We start from the raw sequence: 20,443 nt of genomic DNA on the forward strand, positions 1-20,443 counted from the left end.
GGTAAATTAACAGGCTTTTATATATAAAAACTAATAAATAGGAATTACTAATTTATAAAAGTGCTCTCGCTTAGTCTGTTTGTGTCTCCTTTTATTTTTTATATCTTAGGAAGAGTAAACTAAATATGAACCTGAAATCAATTGATTTATCATATCCTGATCCTTTAAGGTTAAATTATTCATTTTAATTGGTGGGGATAGTTATAGGTAAACTTTTGTAATGGCAATCAACGCCTAAATTATGATGAATAGACAAAAATTTATTAAAACCTCTACATTATTAGCGGCATCTGCATTATTTTTTAAAAGAACAAATGTGTTGGCAGATTCAAAAAAAATACGCATTGGTGTAATCGGTGTAAATGGGATGGGATGGTCCAATCTCACCGCAATATTAAAAAATACAAATGTCGTATGCACTGCACTTTGCGATATAGATGAAAATGTTCTAAATAACCGTGTTTCCGAATTGGAAAAGCGTGATATAAACGTTAAGACATATATTGATTATAAGCAATTATTAGCAGATAATAATGTTGATGCTGTGATTATAGGAACTCCCGATCATTGGCATTGTTTGATGATGGTGGATGCCGTTACGGCGGGGAAACATGTCTATGTAGAAAAACCGATTGGCAATTCGATCAAAGAATGTGAACTCATGGTGGCCGCCGCTCAAAAGTATAATGCTATTGTTCAAGTAGGGCAGTGGCAACGTAGTCAACAGCATTTTGAGGATGCTATGAAATTTCTACATGCTGGTAGTCTCGGTAAGGTAAGAATGGTTAAAGTATGGGCCTACTTAGGTTGGAAGAAGGATGTTCCAATTGTCCCGGATTCAGCAATTCCAGCAGGTGTACATTATGATAGATGGTTGGGCCCTGCTACAAAAAGGCCTTTTAATGTAAATCGTTTTCATTTTAATTTCCGTTGGTTTTGGGATTATGCCGGCGGTCTGATGACAGATTGGGGCGTGCATATGCTGGATTTTGCGTTGATCGGTATGAAAGTTTCGGATCCACGTTCGATCATGGCAGCAGGAGGGAAATTTGCTTATCCCGATGATGTTGAGGAGACACCAGATACTTTGACAACTTTATATGAGTTTGATGGGTTTAATGTGCAGTGGGAACATGCAATAGGTATTGATGGTGGACCTTATAACAAAGGCCATGGTGTGGCTTTTATCGGAAACAATGGTACTTTAGTACTGAACAGACAGGGGTGGGAAGTATTGCCAGAAGGGGATCGAATGGCTACGGTACCATTTCAAAAATCAAAAGATAATGGTTTGGAAAGGCATATGGACAACTTTGTTGAAGCAATTCTTACGCGAAATAAAAGTATTCTGAAAGCCCCTGTTGAAGCGGGGGCACATATTGCCATTTTATCTCAAATGGGAAATATTGCATACAGAACGGGTAAAAAATTGTACTGGGATAAGGACAAACGTCAGTTCTCAGATAAAGAAGCGAATAAGTATTTGGCAGCAAATTATCATAATGGTTATTCGTATCCTAAAGTGTAGATATTTAGGATTGCTAGTTACTTGTTGGAAATAATTATTGAAGAATTGTTCAATACTTGTTTGTGTTAGTCTATTATTCTTTTGTCAAAAAGGATTTTTTGAATTTCAAAAATAGCCATGAATGTAAAGTACTATTGGTTAATGTTTACATCATATTTTTCTTTATTAAAATCTAGTTGTTATATTTAGATCAACCAAATAATAAATTTTTGTAAAGTTTAATTCTAAACATGCTATGAAAACTCTCCAATTTAATGTGCCGACAACACAAGGACAAAGTTTAACGATACAAGAAGATGTAATGGATTCATTTTATCCGCATTTGCACAGTCATCAAGAAGCACAATTAATGTGGATTAAAAAGGGTGAGGGAGTTTTGGTTGTCGAAGATACTTTGCACCCTTTTAAAGAAAATGATATATTTTTTTTGGGAGCCAATCAACCTCATGTATTTAAATCGATGTCTCAAGATGGCTTATTCAATGAATCAAGATCAATTTCTATTTTCTTTGATCCGCACGGTAAGTTGAAGTCCTTGTTTTCATTAGGTGAGTTTGAATCCCTGAATCATTTTATTAACCGTAATTCATGTGGATTTAAAGTGCCAGAGGCTTATTTTAATCAAATTTCTGAAAGAGTAGTACAATTAAAGAGTGCTGATGAGCTGGATAAATTAATGCAGTTCTTTTATTTGTTACGCTCATTAGCTTCAATTTCTAAAGAAACAGTTCCACTTTGTACTGAAAGAATTGAATCAGCTATCCAATCCAACGGAAATGTAAGTCGAATGACTTTAGTTTGCAATTACATAAAAGAAAATTATAAAAAAGAACTTACATTGGAAGATGTCGCTAACCATGCCAATTTAACTCCGCAGGCCTTCTGTCGGTACTTTAAAAAACATTGCGGAATTACTTTTGTATCTTATTTAAATCGCATCCGCATAAAAGAAGTCTGCCATAAATTAAATGGAGATCACTTAGACAGTGTGTCGTTTATTGCTTTTAGCAGTGGTTTTAATAGTATAACTAATTTTAATCGCGTTTTTAAACAGATCATAGGATGTAACCCAAAGGAATATACAAACAACTACAGACAGACTATTTTTACAGAAATTTAAAAAATCCTTAGTTGTGAAGATCTTCTAATGATCTCCATAACCAACATCATCCAGTTTACCTTTAAACACTTTAAATTGGATAATGAAATAAACAATAACCAATACAGCGGCGATAGAAAACCAGCCCAGTCCAACAGATAATCCATATTCGTGTGCGGCTACGTTTTGCACCGTTAAAGATGGGTTTACAGTATTTGTCGATGGAAGTAAGATTGGAAACATAGATGCTATAGTAGAGCCAAAACTTCCGAAGATAAATAGGGATGAAAATATAAATCCTGATAAGTCTTTTTTGAATTTTTTAATTTGAAACTGCCCAACTAGTCCGATAGAAGCAATGATCGGGAAAATCCAAAGCCAATAATAAGTTCCAAAATTATGTAGTGAAATTGGTTTCACGTAGTGCCACACAAAAGCGGATAAGATTACTGAAAATAATAAGACAAAGTTGAGCTTAAATATGACCTCTTTTAATCGCTGGCTTAAAGAGCTAGAAGTTTTTAATATAATCCAGTTAGCGCCGTGGATAGTCAGTGTAACAACTGCGACCAGGCCTAATAGTATGGTGAACCAGTCAATGATACCTTGATGTTCTGCCAGTGGATCAAATGTTGGGTTCCAAAGTGCCAGAAAGAAATAATGTGGTTCCTGTGTAGAGACACCATTTTCAACCATACCAAGATTTACTCCCCGGACAACATTACCTAAAGCCGCTCCAAAGAATAAAGCAAGCAGGAGACTAGCTAAACCAAAAGCCTTGTCCCACAATGCTTCCCACATGCGGTTATGTACCTGGCCTCTTAATTCTAAACTTATAGCTCGAAAGATAAGCAACCAGAGAACAAGCATCAAGGGTAAATAGAAGCCGCTGAAAGCAGAAGCATATAAAGTTGGGAAGGCAAAAAATAAGACCCCACCCGAAGCGATGAGCCATACCTCATTAGCATCCCAAAAAGGTCCGATAGAATTTGTTACTGCTTTTCTTTCTTCTTCTGTCTTTGCAAAAAAGAGATGAACAATTCCTGCTCCAAAGTCATAACCATCTAGAATAACATAGATTACCAGCATGACCATTAATACAATAAACCAAAATATTTCCATGATCAATTACGTTAAGGAGATTTGAGGCTCAGGACCTTTTCTTATTATTTTTAACACAAGCATTAAAAATAATAATCCTAATAAAATATATAGTCCAACAAACCCTAGTAAGGTAAATAGGGCATTGCCAGAAGAAACGGTTGGAGAAACACCATCTACCATGCGCATCAGGTTGTACACAAGCCAGGGTTGTCTTCCTAGTTCAGCTGTATACCATCCGGCAGTATTAGCGATGTAGGGAAAAGGAATCATAAACATGATGATCCAAAGCAACCATTTTGTCTGAAATAATTTGTTTTTCCAAAGTAAAAACGTGGCCGCTACCATTATTGCAATAAAAATGGTACCTAGGCCCGCCATGATATGATAACCATAATACAGTCCAGGTACATTGGTAGGATGTATGGATTCGTCAAATTCATTCAAACCCTTAATCTCTGCATCCCAACGTTGATAGGTAAGAAAGCTAAGGACATTTGGAACAGCAATTTTGTTATCTAATTTTTTATTTTGCATATCTGGCTGACCAATAAGTACGATTTCTGATCCCCCTTTTTCGGTCTTAAAAATACCTTCCATAGCCGCAAAGGTGACCGGTTGATATTTGACAACATTCTTAGCAGCCATATCACCTGTTGGAAAAGCAACTATAATAGAGGATATAACACCGAAAATGACACCAGTTTTAACGAACATTTTTCCAAATTTGCTGTGTTTATTACTCAATAAGTAAAAAGCACCTATGGACGCTACAAAGAATGAGCTCGTAATCAGAGAACCTGCCTGATTATGTAAATAGGAAGGCCATAGCCATGGATTATTAAAAAGCGCTGTAAAATTATTTAATAGAAATTTTCCATTTTCTAATATTTCATATCCTACTGGATACTGCATCCAGGAATGGGTTGCAATGATGAGAAAACCGCTCGCCCAAGAACCGATAAATACCATTAATCCAGAGAGGAAATGGAGTTTGTGTCCAAGTAACTTTTCTCCAAAAAGAAACATCCCAAGAAAGGACGATTCTAGAAAGAATGAGAACATGCCCTCCATGGCTAATGTTTGTCCGATAATACCACCCGTTAATTCGGAAAATTTTGCCCAGTTGGTCCCAAATTGAAACTCCATAGGAATTCCCGTAACGACTCCCATGGTGAAGTTCAATGCAAAGATTTTCATCCAGAATTTTGCGGCATGATTGTAATCCTCAATTTTGGTACGTAAGAATTTCCATTTGAAGTAAACGATCATCAGGGAGAGGCCCATCGTTAATTGCGGAAACAGGTAATGAAAGGTAATGGTGAAAGCAAACTGTAACCGATTGTAAAGTATCATGTCTTCCATACGACATTATATGAGGTTAAAATATAACCTAAATATAATTGTTTTTTATATGGGAAACAATAAGGTGCTTTTACTTATTTGTGATGATTTTTATAAACCATCCTGCAGACTGTTTAAAATGCAGGATGGTTTATATGTTACTTTAAAAATTAAAAGCTATACCTACAGATGCATTGTTGAAGATATTGCTAATGAGATTGAATTGAGAATTTTTATAATCATCTTCTTTATTACTTTTTTTATTGTAAGATACCAAGTGATTGATGCGTGCTTCAATTCCTAGGGTTTTAGTGAATTGGTAGCGGCCACCTAAATTTAGGCCAGCTTCAAAGGAATTATATTTTTGAGAATTTGGACTAAAACTTATACCGTCAGGTACATCTACCATTTTGCTTTTGTAATTTCCAAATAATCCGTTGATTTCAGTAAATAATTGAATCGTACCATTATCATATAAATATCTTTGCATGCTAAGTCCGTATTTTATTGTAGTAGCTTTTTGGCCATACGACGTATTTGAAGGGATATAGTTATTATAATTTTTCATATCATAGGATTGTTTACTTATGCCTATGCTCACAATTGGCCCTAGAGCCCAATGTATATTTATGCGGTACATTAACTGTGGATTGATCAGGAAATTACGGGCTTTCGTTAACGGTGAGTACTCGTCACCGTAGTTATCAACAGTATATTGTAATGGAGCAGATAAGACAAACTTTTTTTCCTGTGCCTGACTAACTTTTGTAAGACAAATGACTAAAGTCAGCAACAGTATAGATTGAATAATTTTCATGTTAAAATTGATATTGTACGCTAAAAAAATTGTTAGATAAGATTTGTTCGAAAAAGCGGTATTGTGTTGTCTTTTGATCACCAAATTCGTGTTGAATCTGCATGATTGATCGTAAACTTAACTGAAGAGCCCAATTATGATTGAGCTGATAAGAAGATCCAATGGATAAGGAACCATCTAAAGTTTTAAATGCTCTATCAATGTGTATATTTACTATATTTTGGGGTTGATCATAAGCATTGTTATAATATGTACTAGATAATTCATCGATATTCTCTTTGCTTTTTCGAAATGAAGGAGAAATTTCTACAAATATATTCCATTTAGAACTTTCCTTTTCTCTAAAATAATAGCGATAAAATATACCAAAGTTGTTTGTTTTGGTAATGTTTTTAAATGATCTTTCACTACGAAACTCATGGAACACATACCTATTATCTTGTTTCTGATTAAAAGTTTCATATGCATATCGTAATCCGATTGCAGAATGTGAGGATAATTGATAGCCAAAATTTCCGTCAATAACCGAAGTTTTACTTAAGTTATAGAAATCTTCAGATCGCTTGTCTTTGAATTGTTGATAAGATCCTCCGGCTTCAATAAATAATTTTGACTGTTGCGCAAGCACAGTTGATGCGGACAAGATTAAAAAACTTGAAAATATATATTTGTTCATAAAAAAGGTTGTTCGGTTGTAAATTTAATTAAATTTATTTCATTTTCGAAATATTTAATTAATTCAATGTTGGTTTTAAGGGATTTATTGGCTGAATAAAGGTTATCAAATAATAATCTTTAGTAAAGCAACATGGTTGCATTTGTAATATTATTTATTATATTTGCAACATAGTTGCGTATATGGCGACTTTGAATTGTTTTACTTAAATCAAAATCTAATCATGAAAATGAAATTTATCAAACGTATTGCTGTAGTATTATTGGCGTTAGTAGGGTTATTAATTGGAGTCAGCTCTTGTAAGAAAGATGAGCATGTCCCTGTTGCAGGTGAAGAAGTAAGGGCATCTCTCCAGTTTACTGAGCTTTTGGAAACCAAGGGAGCAGGTCATGGGGACCATTTTCACGGTGTTACTACCGCGAAAGAGGGTGCCGTGATTACTGTAAACTTTGATGCATCAGGAAACTCTCTAACAAAGGGTGCGATTAATTTAGATGCTGAGCTCGCCTACAAAATAGATTTAAAAGTTTACGATGAAAAAGGAATAGAAATTCAAGATAATTTTGTAAAGAATCAGGCAACAGCCGGCGAATACAAGGCATTTTTAATAGGAGATAAATTAATCGCAAATGCAAATACGGAGACAAATGGAGGTGCTATTTTTCAACCACGCGAAACGGATTATGCTGATGGAACTAAAGTTAATGGTAAATATGAGATGACAGGCCTAAAGGCATTTTTTACGTTGGGCTCTGAAAATAAGGGAAAAACTAAAAAATTAATTTATTCCTTGCGTAAAATAGAGCCTGGAGTAAAAGCTACCATTGAACGCGTCGATTTACTTGATCCAGGCTATGCAAACAAATTTAAAGGTGCAAACGTGCTCGAATTAAAATTTGATATTAAATAAAAGACCTTATTTAATCTGAAAAAGGCAAAAGAGGTGTAACCATTTTGATTACACCTCTTTTAAATCATATTGCGTTACTTAAGAAGTAATTTTTCTGCTCGTAAGATCTATGACTGTTTTAGTTCCTAAAAATCATTAGCCCTGTGATTTTTCTAATAGTGAAATCGCATCAAACAATACGCCAGCTTCACCTCTAAAGGTGCCTGATCCTTCAGGTTTATTATCCTTTGTGTACCACTCATAAAAGCCTTTATTTTTTATTACGCGATCCAACATCGGTTTCATTTGTTCATATGCCTCCTTTTCGTAACCATTTTTCACCAACTGTTGTATCATACGGCCACCAAACCAGGTCCAATCCCCACCGTTTTGATATCCATATGGATACATACCTTTATTTTTGAATGAACCTGCAGGGTAAGTCGGATAGATCGTCAAGCCGATTGTAGCGGCACCGGAATCTTTCACATTTTTGACCATCTCATCTAAGGCTGTTTTTATTTGCTCCTTACTCAGTAAATTGGCTTCGATAGCAATAGCAGTACCACCATGATAGTAGATCTGATTCTCATCGAAATCTGAAGAAAATGGTGATCCGTTGATGTAAATATGGGGGATAAATTTTTGATTTTTCTCATCCCAAAGATGCTTCATTGTATTGGCAGCGATTTCATCGCGAATGGGTTTCCACTGGGATGCTTTTTCAGGAACAAGTTCCATATAGTTATCCAATGCAATTAGAAACATTGCATTATCATAAATGTCTAATGCAATATGAGAATTTTCATCTAAATGGACACCCCAATCATGTTCAGGTTGTACATCACCCCAATCAACCGTGGTTGCGCCCCAAAGTAAACCATAAGTTTTATTGTATCGTTCATTCATTAAGAACTGGAGGGCATTTTCCATTTTGTCTTTAACGATACTATTACCCACCTTGGCCGATAAGAAAGATGTATCCTGTGATGCGTTCACATACTTGTAAACAGCCTGAATCAAAGAAGTTTCCTGATCTGTTTCTACTGTATTTTTATGCCCCGCATAATCTGGAGCTAATACATTTGTTATCGTATAGTAGTCAGATGTGCCATTTTTTAAGCTCGCTTTTTTAACAAAGCCATCTGCAATATTCCCATCAGGCCCCTGTAGTTTCAGAAATATAAGCAATTGATCTTTGATTTGCTCATGAGGATGCACTTGTGTAGCTAAATTGATAAAGGTATTGTAATCTCTGATCCATACCTCTCCATATCCATCTCCAGCATTGAAACCGGATTTTATGGTATTGGTTGCCATATCTTTGACTAGTTGAAAACTACTGTCTTTTTTCATGTCGGCCTGCCAACTGTTTTGTGTTCCTTTGCTTCCACTTGGATTGCAGGAAAATAAAAGGGCAGAGGAAGCTATTGCAAAAAATAAGTTTTTCATATTTTTAAATGTTTAGTTTAAAATTGGTTGCATTTTGAATCTTTAACGTATGATTGGATCACTTTTGCCGGCTGTTTTCCAAGGTTACGAAGTGTATATGATCCTGTTGCAGCTGGAATGGCAAATGTCTCAACATAATTAAAAACTTCCCTCATACCATTTGAAGTTGTTAATTCCACAGCCTCCCCTTCAACAAGCATCAGAATATGACACTGATTTTTTGTTTCAATCGTTACCTCTTGGTCAAAGTCATAGCGTACGACATCATAAAAATGATCTTCATGTGTAGCTAAATGAACTTTAGTTGCTTGATTATCAATTTTGTGGAAAACAGGTTTCGCAATTAAGGTATCGTTGACCACTTGTCCTTTTCTTTCAAAATTAAGATTGTCAAAAGCACGGTCGATATTTAAAGGACGTGGTTTGCCATCCAAATCCGGTCTTACCCAATCATACATTTTAAAGGTGAAATTGTATGGAGTCGCACTAATTTCTAAAACTAAATTATCGATACCAGATGAATGCACTGTACCATGCGGTATCAAGTATAACTCATGCTTTTTAGATTCAAATTTTTGAATATATTGATCTACCTCAATGGCTTCTCCGGTTTTAAAACTATGCTCTAAAGCACTTTGAAATTCATCTTTATTGATATCATCTTGAAAACCTAGATATACCTGTGCATCTCCTTTTCTGTCTACAATGTAATAGGTTTCATCTTGGGTAAAGTTTTCTCCAAATTGTGACTTTGCATACTTCGGGCTAGGGTGACACTGTATTGATAAATTTCCTCCATCAAAGGTATCTAAGAAATTAAATCTAATTGGGAAATCTACACCAAATCTTGGTTCAGCCAAGCCTAGGACATTTTTGCTTTCAGTGAACATCAATTGATCAAATGAAATTTCCAGAAGTAGATCATTAAATTTTAATGACAACCCATTTTCCGGAACAATCATCTCGAAGGACCAGGCGTAGTTTTTTGCACTTTGATCTATCCCTGTTAGATGATCTTTCATCCATTGTCCACCCCAAACACCAGATTCAAATGTAGGTTTTACTCTAAAATAATTGACAGACATTTGATGCAAGGTCTGTCTTAAATCAGATCCCTTTATCCAAGGTAATGTGTTGTCAGATTGCTGATCTGCCATGATTTCTATCCGAGATAGAATTGAATTTTTGTGGCTATTTAACGCTTGCCAATCCACAAAATAATATCGTTTGTAAATCTGTTTTGGATCTTTTGAATTGCTGCATCCTAAGTTCCATGCTTTTCCAGCTCTCATGCGCTGAATTAGAACACTTTTAGGCAAATCAACATACATGATAGAAGCTTCATTATCTAAAAGAGCTGCTCCAGGTCCGTAAAAGATGATGTACTCTTGGTTATTTACGAGCATATCATGGAATTTCGCTAATTTTTCACCATTAAAATAAGAAGATAATGGAAGAGGGGATTTTTTTCCAAATAAGGGATCATTACCACCAAGATAAGGTGCTACCTGATTATTAATAATCTCTTCTGATAAAAGTGCCTCATCAATAGCGATGAAACGTGGTTTAATATCGTAATTTTTAAATTCTTTTGAAATCTCTCCAATGACAAATTTCCAATCTACACCAACAAAACCATCGATGATACGTATATTATTGTCGTGCAGTACACGAACTAATTTTTGAAATGAGCTTGAGATTTCACCTGTAGCAGGGAAAGCGGGCATAATATTGTACTGGCCTATTGCTGAGTCTTTAGTGGTATGCATATTTAATTATTTTATTGAAATCTGTTGAATGTATAGCTAACTTATTTACGGGCTTTATCTTTCCAATATTTCTCTATTTCTTCCAGGGGTTTACCCTTAGTTTCAGGTAAAAATAGGAGTACGGTTATAAAAGCAATAGCGCAGAAGAATGCAAATAGCCAAAAGGTGTAGCGAGCTCCCCAAGCATCTAGGATGATGGGGGTCAATTGACCGATAATGGCATCTGAAATCCACATAACCAAGATACTGATACCCATGGCGCGCGCTCGGATGGAATTTGGGAAAATCTCTGAAGCAACTACAAATTTTAAAGGACCAATAGAAAAGGCAAAGAAAAACATAAATGAAAGTATCGAAATGATTAAAGCCGTATTGTTAATCTCTTGATTTGTTGCAAATAGAAACCCGGTCACAATTAAGCTGAGGGTAGCCCCCAATGTTCCAAATACATATAGAGGTCTTCGTCCCCAGTTATCCACTTTCCATATTGCAAAGCATGTGAAAAGTACGTTTGCAAGACCAAAGAACAATTGCGCATGATAGGAATTGCTCATCGAAATGCCCGAATCCAGAAGAATCGTCGGACCATAGTAAACAATGGCATTAATACCACTAAGTTGTGAGAATAGCGGTAGGAGTAACCCCAGTAAGAATGCTTTTCTGTAAACCGGAGAAAAAAGGTCTTTTAGTTTTCCTTTTGTTTCAGGTGGGCTATCTTGTAAATTTTGGAGATTAAGTTTAGCACTTATTTCAGCAACCTCAGCATTTCTTCCAACTTTTAGTAACCAACGTGGGCTTTCTGGAACAAAGTATGCTCCAATAGAAAGTAATATTGCAGGTATTGCACCAACTAAGAACATAGTCCGCCACTGTCCATGAGTTTGTGAAGGAAGATGTTGAATAATGAGATAATTACTAATATAAGCGATCAGAATACCAAAAGTGATTGCCAGTTGATATGAAGTCACTGCCCGGCCTCGAAATTGACTTGGGGATATCTCTGCAATGTATAGTGGAACAACGATAGAAGCAATGCCGACACCGATGCCACCAAGTCCACGAAAAAGAATAAGCATTATATAGCTCGTGCTTAGTCCACAGCCTATTGCTGATACTAAAAAGAGAATAGATGCAACGATAAGCGCAGGCTTGCGGCCGTACTTATCGCTAAAGCTACCTGTAAAAATCACGCCCACTATACAGCCAATTAAAGCTGAACTGACAAATATGCCCTCTTGATTTGGTGTTAATCCAAAAAATTGCTTTACTAAAGGTAATGCTCCTGCTATAACGGCCATATCAAATCCGAAAAGTAGCCCCCCTAGCGACACGATACATAGAATAAGGATGAAAAATTTATTCATATTAAGGTTTTATAATTAGTATGTATATACATACAAACATATATTTATTTTTTTAATAATGCAAAAAATCTTACTTTAGCCTAAGTAATAAATATGATGAATCTTAAAATAGACCATAAAAGTCCGATACCATTACATATACAGGCCGAGAATTTGTTGCGCGAACTGATCAAGCAACCGGAATATATTGATGGGAAATTATTGCCAAATGAAATTGAACTGGCTAAGCGCTTGGCAATTTCACGTTCAACATTACGGCTGGCAATCAATAAGTTGGTTTACGAAGAGCTGTTAATCAGGAAGAAGGGGATAGGTACCAAGGTAGCAAGTGCTAAATTTAGTTCAAAGTCTAAAAATTGGTTAAGTTTCTCGCAAGAGATGAAAAATCGGGGTCTCGAGGTGAAAAATTTTGAACTTCATGTTAGTTGGGAAATTCCTGATAAAGCAGTTTCACAATTTTTTGATGTACCAGAAGATTTGAAGTTACTTAAATTAGAACGTTTGCGAGGTAAAAAAGACGATCCGTTTGTTTATTTTATCTCTTACTTCCATCCGCGTATTGGTTTGACCGGAGATGAAGATTTTAAACGTCCGCTTTATGAAATATTAGAAGCCGATTTTCATATTGTAGCCGATCTGTCTCAGGAAGAACTGGATGCGATGGCAGCTAATAAATTTATCGCCGACAAGCTTGAAATAGCTATTGGTGCACCTATTTTGTCAAGGAAGAGATTTGTCTTCGATCAATCAGGAAGGCCTATTGAATACAATCTTGGATATTATCGTGCTGAGAGTTTTACGTATACTGTAGAAAGTAGACGCGATTATTAGTATATAAAATGAATCTGGATAATTAATTATCCAGATTCATTTGTAAGAAAGTTTTTAGTTTTTATCTAAAGTTTCTTTAGCCCAATCGTTCATTAATAGAATCGCTTTGCTTAAAACTCCGGCAGAGCCTTTGAATTTACCAGAACCACTAGGAACATCATTTTTTCCATACCATTCGTAAAATCCTTTATTTTTGACCACTCGGTTTATCATCGGTTGAATCTCTTCATAGGCTTCTTTTGGATAGCCGTTTAATACTAATTGTTGTATCATTCTACCACCAAACCAGGTCCAGTCTCCACCATTTTGATAGGCGTAAGGTTTTGACATCCAGCCTTTGAAAAATCCTTCAGGATAGGTCGGATATAGTGTAAGGCCGATACTTGGCATGCCAGATAGACGTACATTTTCCAACATTTGATCATTGACTGTTTTAATTTCTTCTTTACTTAAAAGTCCCGATTCAATAGCTATGGCTGTTCCACCGTGGTAATGAATTTTATTCTCATCAAAGCCTTCAGGCAGTGGCGAATCTTTAGGATAAATATGGGGAATGAATTTTTGTTGTTTTTTATCCCAAAGGTGTTTCATGGTGTTGATCTCAATTTCCTTTTTCAGACTTTTCCATTCGTTTATTTTTTTTGCGTCGGGCATAATATCAATAAGTGTTTTAAGAGCAATGATGTACATGGCATTGTCGTAAACATCAATCGCTTCATTGGATAGATTATTCCAGTCACAACCAAAATCATCATGTGGTTGGACATCTCCCCAGTCTGCGGTCATTGCTCCCCACAAGAGTTTATATTCTTTATTGTATCGCTCACGATGTAAATAATCCAGCATCAGTTGAATGCGGTCCTTTACAAGTATACCACCGATGTTTTCTTCAAGGATACTATGATCTTTTGTTTTTGTAATGTATTTGCCCAGAAGTTGAATAAGCGAGGTTTCTTGATCAGTCTCTACGGTATTCTTAAAGCCCACATGTTCAGGGTCGTTATCCGAATAATAAGGAGTATCATCGTGCCAGGTGAAGTCTTTTTTCAAGACGTAACCATCAACCATTTCGCCGTTCTTTTGTTGCATCTTGAAGAATACTAAGATAGCTCCTCTTACCTCCTCTTTAGTACGTTCTTCTAGTGCGGTTTCGATAAAAGTATTCAAGTCGCGCGCCCATATTTGCGAGTAGCCGCTTCCAGCATTGAACCCCTCTTTAATGACCTGTCTCGCTAGGCTGTCAACAAAAGCTAATTTTTGATCAGCTAAAATAGTTTTTGCAAGTTCAATATCTTGACTTTTCTGTTTCGATGTGCAGCCTGCTAGCAGTAGCGCGAAAGTAAGGATCGGTATGCATCTTTTCATAACGGATTAAATTTTGGTTTATTCTTATGTATATACATTCAAAAGTATGAAAAAACAATCTTTAATTCCAAATTATCCTGCTTTAAATTGTTTGGTATTCATAATTTTACAATTATTCATATCTGTTTTTATTTTTTAATGCTTTATTTTTTGATCTTTAATTTTAATCTATGTCTATACATTTGAAATTTATTTTATAAGTTTGCGTGTAAACCTTATAAATAAAGATGATAAAAAATATAATCATGTATTGCTGTGGAGTATTGATCTTTATTACATGCTCTTACGCACAGCAAAAACAACATTTAACCCAATATGTTAAACCCAATATAGGTTCGGTGCATAGTCGGTATTTTTTTTATACTCCAGCGGCAGTGCCTTTTGGAATGGCTAAATTAGCACCTAGTACAGATGGTAGTTATGGAAACCGCTCCGGTTGGGAGGCTGTTGGTTATGATGATAGACATCATTCAATAGCAGGATTTCCTCATTTTCATGAATTTCAAATCGGTGGAGTTGTCTTTGCACCAACAGTTGGGGAAATAAAAACCAATGCTGGTAAAGTGGATATGCCCCATAGTGGTTACCTTTCTTCTTTTGATAAAGTAGATGAATTTGCTACATCAGGATATTATCGTGTAAAATTAAAAGATTATGGTGTTCAGGCAGAATTAACGGCCACAAAAAGGGTAGGTTTTCATAAATATACATTTCCTTCAACTGATTCAGCAAATGTAATTTTTGATATTGGTCATGTCATGGGGGAAAGCGGTCCTGTCATTGATGCTGAGGTTACTTATGATCAGAAACATGTATGGGGTTATGTGATAACAAGTCCGCTTTATGTACAGAAATATCAAAAAGGAGCCGATATAAAAATGTATTTTTTTGCTGAGATTGATAAATTGCCTGTCGCTTATGGTACCTTTCTAGATTCAGAAATTTTTGCGGATAAAAAAACGATAAAAGGTAAAGGAGCAGGTCTCTATTTACGCTTTAAGACCAAAAAAGGGGAAGCGATTGAACTAAAGACAGGTCTATCCTATACTTCGACTGAAAATGCTAAATTGAACCTGCTTCAGGAAGCTAAAAAGTTAAATTTTGAAGAAGCTAAGAAGAATGCGATTCAGATTTGGGATGCCGAATTGGGGCGTGTTCTTGTTGAAGGAGGTAAAATTGAAGATCGGACTAAGTTTTATACAGCGCTTTATCATGCCTTATTGGGAAGAGGCTTAGCCAGTGATGTCAATGGTGCATATCCTAAGAATGACGGTAGTATCGGACAGATTCCTTTAAATGGGAAAGGTATTCCGGTACATCATCATTATAATACTGATGCAATCTGGGGAGCTTTTTGGAATCTGACACAATTATGGTCTATTGCATATCCTGATTATTATAATGATTGGATCCAAAGTCAATTGCTTGTATATAAAGATGCAGGTTGGTTAGGAGATGGTATTGCTAATAGTAAATATGTGTCAGGTGTGGGTACTAATTTTACTGGTTTGGCAATCGCTGCCGCATATAATGTTGGAATCAGAAATTATGATGTTGACTTAGCCTATCAGGCAGTTAGAAAAAATGAATTAGAATCTAAAGATCGGCTTCCGGGTGCAGGCAAACTGGATGTAGGAGTTTTTGTCGATAAGGGATACTCCCCTTATATAAAAGATGAAACAGGTAATCCAGAGCTCTTAACGAATGGGTCTCCATTTGGTGCTTCGCATACTTTAGAGTATGCCTTTTCAGCAGCAGCAGCAGCACAATTTGCCAAGTCTTTGAAACATGAGTCGGACTACAGTGTGCTCAATAAATTATCAGATGCATGGCGGACATTGTATGATCCTGCAACCAAATTTATGAGACCTAAGGATAGTGAAGGGAGATTCATTCAAAATTTTAATCCCTATGAATCATGGCGCGGTTTTCAGGAAGGAAATGCCTGGCAATACACTTTTTACGTTCCACACGTACCGCAGGAGTTAGTAAAACTTGTCGGCGAAGATTTGTTTAATCGACGTTTGGATAGCATCTTTACAATTTCGCAAAAGAATATCTTTGGAGGAGGTGCACATATTAATGCTTTTGCGGGGATTGAAAGCCTCTATAATCATGGTAATCAACCTAATTTACATATTTCCTGGTTGTTTTATTTCTCAGGACGACCAGACCTGAGTCAGAAGTGGGTACGTGCAATCTGTAATGAATTCTATGGAACAGAAGCAATACACGGTTACGGTTTTGGACAAGATGAAGATCAGGGACAATTGGGGGCCTGGTACGTCATGTCAAGCATGGGGTTGTTTGATGTAAGAAGCTTAACCAGTGAAAACCCATCTTTTCAAGTTGGGGCTCCTCTTTTTGATCGTATAACCATCTCGTTGCCTAAAACACTACGCAAAAATAAATTTGAAATCGAAGTTAAAAATCAAGATACAAGTAGGATATATCTGGATCAGATCCAATTGAATGGAAAGATCTTGTCTGGTCAGGAGTTGCCGTTTCAAGACTTGGTAAAAGGAGGGAAGATGAGTATTGTTTTAAAGAATAAATAATCATCATAATTTATATTGTGATCCATGGTGGTCCATATTCGCTAATTGGGAATATGGACCATTTTTCATTTCAATCTATCGGATTTAAATTAGCTTTCATTGTGATTGAATAGTACCATACCAGAATTAAGTGCTATTCAAAATATGCTAATTTGAAGAAAAAGTTTTCATTCGTTGAGGAATTTTATTTTTAAGTATTGACGCCTGTTTTGTTAGTTAAATTGATAAAACTTGCAAAGATGTGTTAAGTTTTTGTTAACTTAACATTGACATTATCAAATTCTACATTTGATAATGTATACTTAACAATTAACCAATATTGTAAACCTTTTCTTTGTTGCCAAAGGAAATGAAACCAAAAACCATGAAAAAAAAGTATGTTCTACTGCCCATAATGATTGGGCTGTCCCTACCCAATTGGGCCAACAGTAAACCTGCATTTCTGTCTTCTGCCATTGATTTCGAATGGAAAGATCTAAAGCAAGAGACCATTAAAGGAAGTGTGAAAAATCCAAACGGTAGCCCTGTTGTGGGGGCTTCCATTACGAACCTATCAACTGGTAAATCTACGCAAACAAATGCTGATGGGGCATTTGAAATTGCTGGAACCATGGGACAAAACCTTAAAATTACAATGGTGGGCTACCATGCACAAACACTCAAAATTGAATCGAATGTTTTAAAGGTAATGCTGCAAGAATCCGATCAATCATTGGACGAAGTTGTTGTAGTAGGTTATGGGAGACAGAAGAAAGTCAACCTGACGGGAGCAGTGACTCAGATCGATTCCAAATTTTTAGAAGATCGACCCGTAGCCAATGCAACACAAGCATTACAAGGTGCAGTTCCCAATGTAAATGTAACGTTCACCAACGGACGTCCTGGAGGTGGAGGAAATGTCAATATCCGTGGATTTGCTTCCATTAATTCCGCCAATGCACAGCCCCTTATTTTAATCGATGGAGTACCCGGAAATATCAATACCATCAATCCGAGAGATATTGAATCGATTTCGGTATTAAAGGATGCCGCGGCTGCGGCAGTCTATGGTGCTAGAGGTGCATTTGGAGTCATGTTGATAACGACCAAGAAAGGAAAGGCTGGGAAGATGAACATCAACTATAGTAACAACTTTGGTTGGGCAGGTCTTACAGTAAATACGGACTTTATGACCAATGGTTATGATGCTGCTAAATTGAATGATGAAGCTTTTGTACGCGCAACGGGTAACCGTTATACCGGTTACACCGATGAAGATTATGCCGAGCTATTAAAACGTAAAAATGACCCTTCATTACCATCTGTGGTGATTCAAAATAGAAATGGTAAGGATCAATATGTCTATTATGGAAATACAGATTGGTGGAATGAAATATACCGGAAGACACAAGCTTCCATGGAGCATTCGTTGAATTTTTCGGGAGGTACAGATAAAATCGACTATTATATCTCGGGTAGATTATACGAGAAAGGTGGATTGATGAAAATCAATCAGGATAAATATAATGCCTATAATGTTCGCTCTAGAATCAATGCACAAGTTACACCATGGTTGAAAGTAAGTGCGAATACCCAATTAAATTATCAAAACTATACCTATCCAGGATGGAATTCAAGTCCTGATAACAATAACAATTTTATTTCAACTACCGTACATGCTTTGCCGTCGTATGTTCCTTTAAATCCTGACGGCACAGCAACTTATCGTACCGAGTTGAATAATTATAATATCGGTGATGGTATTTTTGCCGATTTGTTGCATGGCAAATCTAAAGGCGGTCAAGATCAATTTGAGTTTATCAATATGTTTGAGGCTGTTGTTAAGGTCAATGAAGATTTGAATATTACCGGTAATTATACCTATACCCACAATCCGGTTCACAGTTGGAACCGCCGTACCCAAGCACCATGGTCCGTTTTCCCTGGGGTAGTAGATTTATTGGGTAATGATACATTTACGGAAAATATTGTTAATAATCCAAAACACTCGCTCAACATTTTTGCCAATTATAACAAGCAGTTAGGCGATCATCAAATTGGTGTAACAGTAGGTTTCAATCAAGAAACGACAGGCTATAAACGCATTGGTGGTACTGGCAACAATTTATTGTCAGAAGATCTGAACGATTTTAATTTAGCTACAGGACAGATGCAATTGCTGGGCGGAGCAAACACCTGGGCACTGCGAGGATATTTTGCTCGTGTTAATTATAATTACAAAGGTAAATATCTATTGGAAGTAAATGGTCGATATGACGGTACCTCTAAATTTCCTGTAAAACAGCGAAATGGATTTTTCCCTTCTTTCTCAGGAGGATGGCGCTTGTCTGAGGAAACATTTATGGAGGGTGCAAAATCCTTTATCAATGAAGCTAAGCTTAGAGTCTCGTATGGAGCTTTAGGTAACGCTCAGGAAGCAGATGCGTACGGATACCTAGAATTGTTACGGTCAGGTCAATCTAACTATATTACGCAAGGGGCCAAATCACAATATTTGAGTATACCCCTGCCTATATCAGCCGATCTCACCTGGGAACGTACAAGTACACTGAACTTTGGTACAGATCTCGAATTTATGAAAAATCGGTTGAACGTTTCATTTGATTATTACATCCGAAATACATTGGATATGCTGATTCCCGGTAAGACTTTATCTGCTGTATTTGGTGCAGCTTCACCTAAAACAAATGCCGGCGATCTTCGAAATAATGGTTGGGAAGTTTCGCTAGCATGGAAAGATCGGGTGGATTTGAATGGAAAACCATTTGGTTATAATATCGGTTTAGGATTGTCAGATTCTAAAGCTAAGATTACCCGATTTGACAATGAAAAGATGTTATTAAGCAACTACTATGTTGGCCAAGAATTAGGAGAAATCTGGGGATATAAGACCGATGGATTTTTCAAATCAGAAGATGAAATTGCGAACTGGAAAGTCAATCAAGATTATGTCGATAAGCAACGTTTAGCAGCGACAGGAGATTGGTCTAAGTTGCATCCGGGCGATTTAAAATTTGTAGATATCGGAGGTAAGTTAGATGAAAATGGTAAGAGTATCGGACCTGATGGGAAAGTTGATGCAGGTGATAATACATTGCAAAATCCAGGGGATCAAGTGATAATCGGTAATAGTCGCGCACGCTATACTTTTGGTGTTAATCTTGGCGCTAACTGGCAAGGTTTTGATGTTTCTGCATTCTTCCAAGGTATAGGAAAGCAAAATTGGTGGCCTGGAGCCAATGCCGATAAATTTTGGGGCCCTTATTCGCGACCTTATTATTCATTCGTTCCAAAAGATTTCGAACAGGATGTTTGGACACCTGACAATACCGATGCATATTTTCCGATGTTACGTGGATATATTGCGCTAAATGATCGTGGCTCGCTAAATGTAAAATCAGATCGTTATTTGCAAGATTTGGCTTATATCCGTTTAAAAAATCTAACCTTAGGTTATACTGTACCGCAACATCTTTTAAAGCGGTTGAAGTTGAGTAATTTACGTATTTATGCTTCAGGTGAAAATCTATGGACAGCAACGAAATTAAGGTCTAAATATATCGATCCAGAGCAAGCTGCTCAAGAAGCAAATGGACGGTCCTATCCCGTGTCTAAAACTATTTCCTTTGGTTTAGATTTAACATTTTAAA

The 20,443-nt window shown here is 36.4% G+C and carries 14 protein-coding genes; 6 read left to right on the plus strand and 8 right to left on the minus strand.

Going from position 1 to position 20,443, the window contains the following annotated elements:
* Nucleotides 1-241 precede the first annotated feature (241 nt).
* Nucleotides 242-1,528 (plus strand): Gfo/Idh/MocA family protein, encoded by a 1,287-nt coding sequence (locus tag EDF66_RS08430; RefSeq protein WP_132841944.1) that lies wholly within the window; start codon nt 242-244, stop codon nt 1,526-1,528.
* Nucleotides 1,529-1,763: 235 nt separating this feature from the next.
* Nucleotides 1,764-2,648 carry an AraC family transcriptional regulator gene (locus tag EDF66_RS08435; protein WP_132841946.1) on the plus strand — a complete coding sequence of 295 codons (885 nt, stop codon included), beginning with the start codon at nt 1,764-1,766 and terminating at the stop codon, nt 2,646-2,648.
* A gap of 24 nt (nt 2,649-2,672) precedes the next feature.
* Here the strand turns inward: EDF66_RS08435 and cydB are convergent, their stop codons facing one another.
* The 4 genes from cydB to EDF66_RS08455 form a co-directional block, all read right to left on the minus strand.
* The gene (gene cydB / locus EDF66_RS08440) at nt 2,673-3,749 is read right to left on the minus strand and encodes a cytochrome d ubiquinol oxidase subunit II (RefSeq protein WP_132841948.1); all 1,077 of its coding nucleotides are present in this window, start codon (nt 3,747-3,749) and stop codon (nt 2,673-2,675) included.
* A gap of 6 nt (nt 3,750-3,755) precedes the next feature.
* Complete coding sequence (locus EDF66_RS08445) at nt 3,756-5,093, minus strand: cytochrome ubiquinol oxidase subunit I (RefSeq protein WP_132841950.1); 1,338 nt, start codon at nt 5,091-5,093, stop codon at nt 3,756-3,758.
* Between the two features lie 142 nt (nt 5,094-5,235).
* Nucleotides 5,236-5,889 (minus strand): outer membrane beta-barrel protein, encoded by a 654-nt coding sequence (locus EDF66_RS08450; protein WP_132841952.1) that lies wholly within the window; start codon nt 5,887-5,889, stop codon nt 5,236-5,238.
* Between the two features lies 1 nt (nt 5,890).
* Nucleotides 5,891-6,565, minus strand: a complete 675-nt coding sequence (locus EDF66_RS08455; RefSeq protein ID WP_132841954.1) for an outer membrane beta-barrel protein — start codon at nt 6,563-6,565, stop codon at nt 5,891-5,893.
* A gap of 223 nt (nt 6,566-6,788) precedes the next feature.
* On the opposite strand from EDF66_RS08455, the gene EDF66_RS08460 reads away from it, so the two are divergent.
* The gene (locus EDF66_RS08460) at nt 6,789-7,475 is read left to right on the plus strand and encodes a hypothetical protein (RefSeq protein WP_021192402.1); all 687 of its coding nucleotides are present in this window, start codon (nt 6,789-6,791) and stop codon (nt 7,473-7,475) included.
* A gap of 135 nt (nt 7,476-7,610) precedes the next feature.
* Here the strand turns inward: EDF66_RS08460 and EDF66_RS08465 are convergent, their stop codons facing one another.
* From EDF66_RS08465 to EDF66_RS08475, 3 genes are read right to left on the minus strand one after another with little or no spacing between them, the layout of a single operon-like run.
* Nucleotides 7,611-8,906, minus strand: coding sequence for an amylo-alpha-1,6-glucosidase (locus EDF66_RS08465; protein WP_132841956.1), 1,296 nt, complete (start codon nt 8,904-8,906; stop codon nt 7,611-7,613).
* A gap of 17 nt (nt 8,907-8,923) precedes the next feature.
* Nucleotides 8,924-10,675: a class I mannose-6-phosphate isomerase gene (locus EDF66_RS08470; protein WP_132841958.1), complete on the minus strand. Its 1,752-nt coding sequence runs from the start codon at nt 10,673-10,675 to the stop codon at nt 8,924-8,926.
* A gap of 41 nt (nt 10,676-10,716) precedes the next feature.
* Nucleotides 10,717-12,039 (minus strand): sugar porter family MFS transporter, encoded by a 1,323-nt coding sequence (locus tag EDF66_RS08475; protein ID WP_132841960.1) that lies wholly within the window; start codon nt 12,037-12,039, stop codon nt 10,717-10,719.
* Between the two features lie 93 nt (nt 12,040-12,132).
* Here EDF66_RS08475 and EDF66_RS08480 point away from each other — a divergent pair, with 93 nt between their 5' ends.
* Nucleotides 12,133-12,870 carry a GntR family transcriptional regulator gene (locus tag EDF66_RS08480; protein ID WP_231576925.1) on the plus strand — a complete coding sequence of 246 codons (738 nt, stop codon included), beginning with the start codon at nt 12,133-12,135 and terminating at the stop codon, nt 12,868-12,870.
* A 54-nt stretch (nt 12,871-12,924) separates the two neighbouring features.
* On the opposite strand, the gene EDF66_RS08485 is transcribed toward EDF66_RS08480, so the two are convergent.
* On the minus strand, nt 12,925-14,235 hold the full coding sequence (locus tag EDF66_RS08485) for a hypothetical protein (protein ID WP_132841962.1): 1,311 nt from the start codon (nt 14,233-14,235) through the stop codon (nt 12,925-12,927).
* A gap of 227 nt (nt 14,236-14,462) precedes the next feature.
* On the opposite strand from EDF66_RS08485, the gene EDF66_RS08490 reads away from it, so the two are divergent.
* Nucleotides 14,463-16,793 carry a GH92 family glycosyl hydrolase gene (locus EDF66_RS08490; RefSeq protein ID WP_132841964.1) on the plus strand — a complete coding sequence of 777 codons (2,331 nt, stop codon included), beginning with the start codon at nt 14,463-14,465 and terminating at the stop codon, nt 16,791-16,793.
* Between the two features lie 364 nt (nt 16,794-17,157).
* On the plus strand, nt 17,158-20,442 hold the full coding sequence (locus tag EDF66_RS08495; protein ID WP_243656013.1) for a SusC/RagA family TonB-linked outer membrane protein: 3,285 nt from the start codon (nt 17,158-17,160) through the stop codon (nt 20,440-20,442).
* Nucleotide 20,443 lies beyond the last annotated feature (1 nt).

The organism is Sphingobacterium sp. JUb20 (assembly GCF_004342035.1).
Lineage (GTDB): Bacteria > Bacteroidota > Bacteroidia > Sphingobacteriales > Sphingobacteriaceae > Sphingobacterium > Sphingobacterium anhuiense.

Coding starts and splice junctions, on each gene's coding strand:
- EDF66_RS08430 (WP_132841944.1), top strand. CDS start 242: ATGATGAATAGACAAAAATTTATTAAAACCTCTACATTATTAGCGGCA.
- EDF66_RS08435 (WP_132841946.1), top strand. CDS start 1,764: ATGAAAACTCTCCAATTTAATGTGCCGACAACACAAGGACAAAGTTTA.
- cydB (WP_132841948.1), bottom strand. CDS start 3,749: ATGGAAATATTTTGGTTTATTGTATTAATGGTCATGCTGGTAATCTAT.
- EDF66_RS08445 (WP_132841950.1), bottom strand. CDS start 5,093: ATGGAAGACATGATACTTTACAATCGGTTACAGTTTGCTTTCACCATT.
- EDF66_RS08450 (WP_132841952.1), bottom strand. CDS start 5,889: ATGAAAATTATTCAATCTATACTGTTGCTGACTTTAGTCATTTGTCTT.
- EDF66_RS08455 (WP_132841954.1), bottom strand. CDS start 6,565: ATGAACAAATATATATTTTCAAGTTTTTTAATCTTGTCCGCATCAACT.
- EDF66_RS08460 (WP_021192402.1), top strand. CDS start 6,789: ATGAAAATGAAATTTATCAAACGTATTGCTGTAGTATTATTGGCGTTA.
- EDF66_RS08465 (WP_132841956.1), bottom strand. CDS start 8,906: ATGAAAAACTTATTTTTTGCAATAGCTTCCTCTGCCCTTTTATTTTCC.
- EDF66_RS08470 (WP_132841958.1), bottom strand. CDS start 10,675: ATGCATACCACTAAAGACTCAGCAATAGGCCAGTACAATATTATGCCC.
- EDF66_RS08475 (WP_132841960.1), bottom strand. CDS start 12,039: ATGAATAAATTTTTCATCCTTATTCTATGTATCGTGTCGCTAGGGGGG.
- EDF66_RS08480 (WP_231576925.1), top strand. CDS start 12,133: ATGATGAATCTTAAAATAGACCATAAAAGTCCGATACCATTACATATA.
- EDF66_RS08485 (WP_132841962.1), bottom strand. CDS start 14,235: ATGAAAAGATGCATACCGATCCTTACTTTCGCGCTACTGCTAGCAGGC.
- EDF66_RS08490 (WP_132841964.1), top strand. CDS start 14,463: ATGATAAAAAATATAATCATGTATTGCTGTGGAGTATTGATCTTTATT.
- EDF66_RS08495 (WP_243656013.1), top strand. CDS start 17,158: ATGAAAAAAAAGTATGTTCTACTGCCCATAATGATTGGGCTGTCCCTA.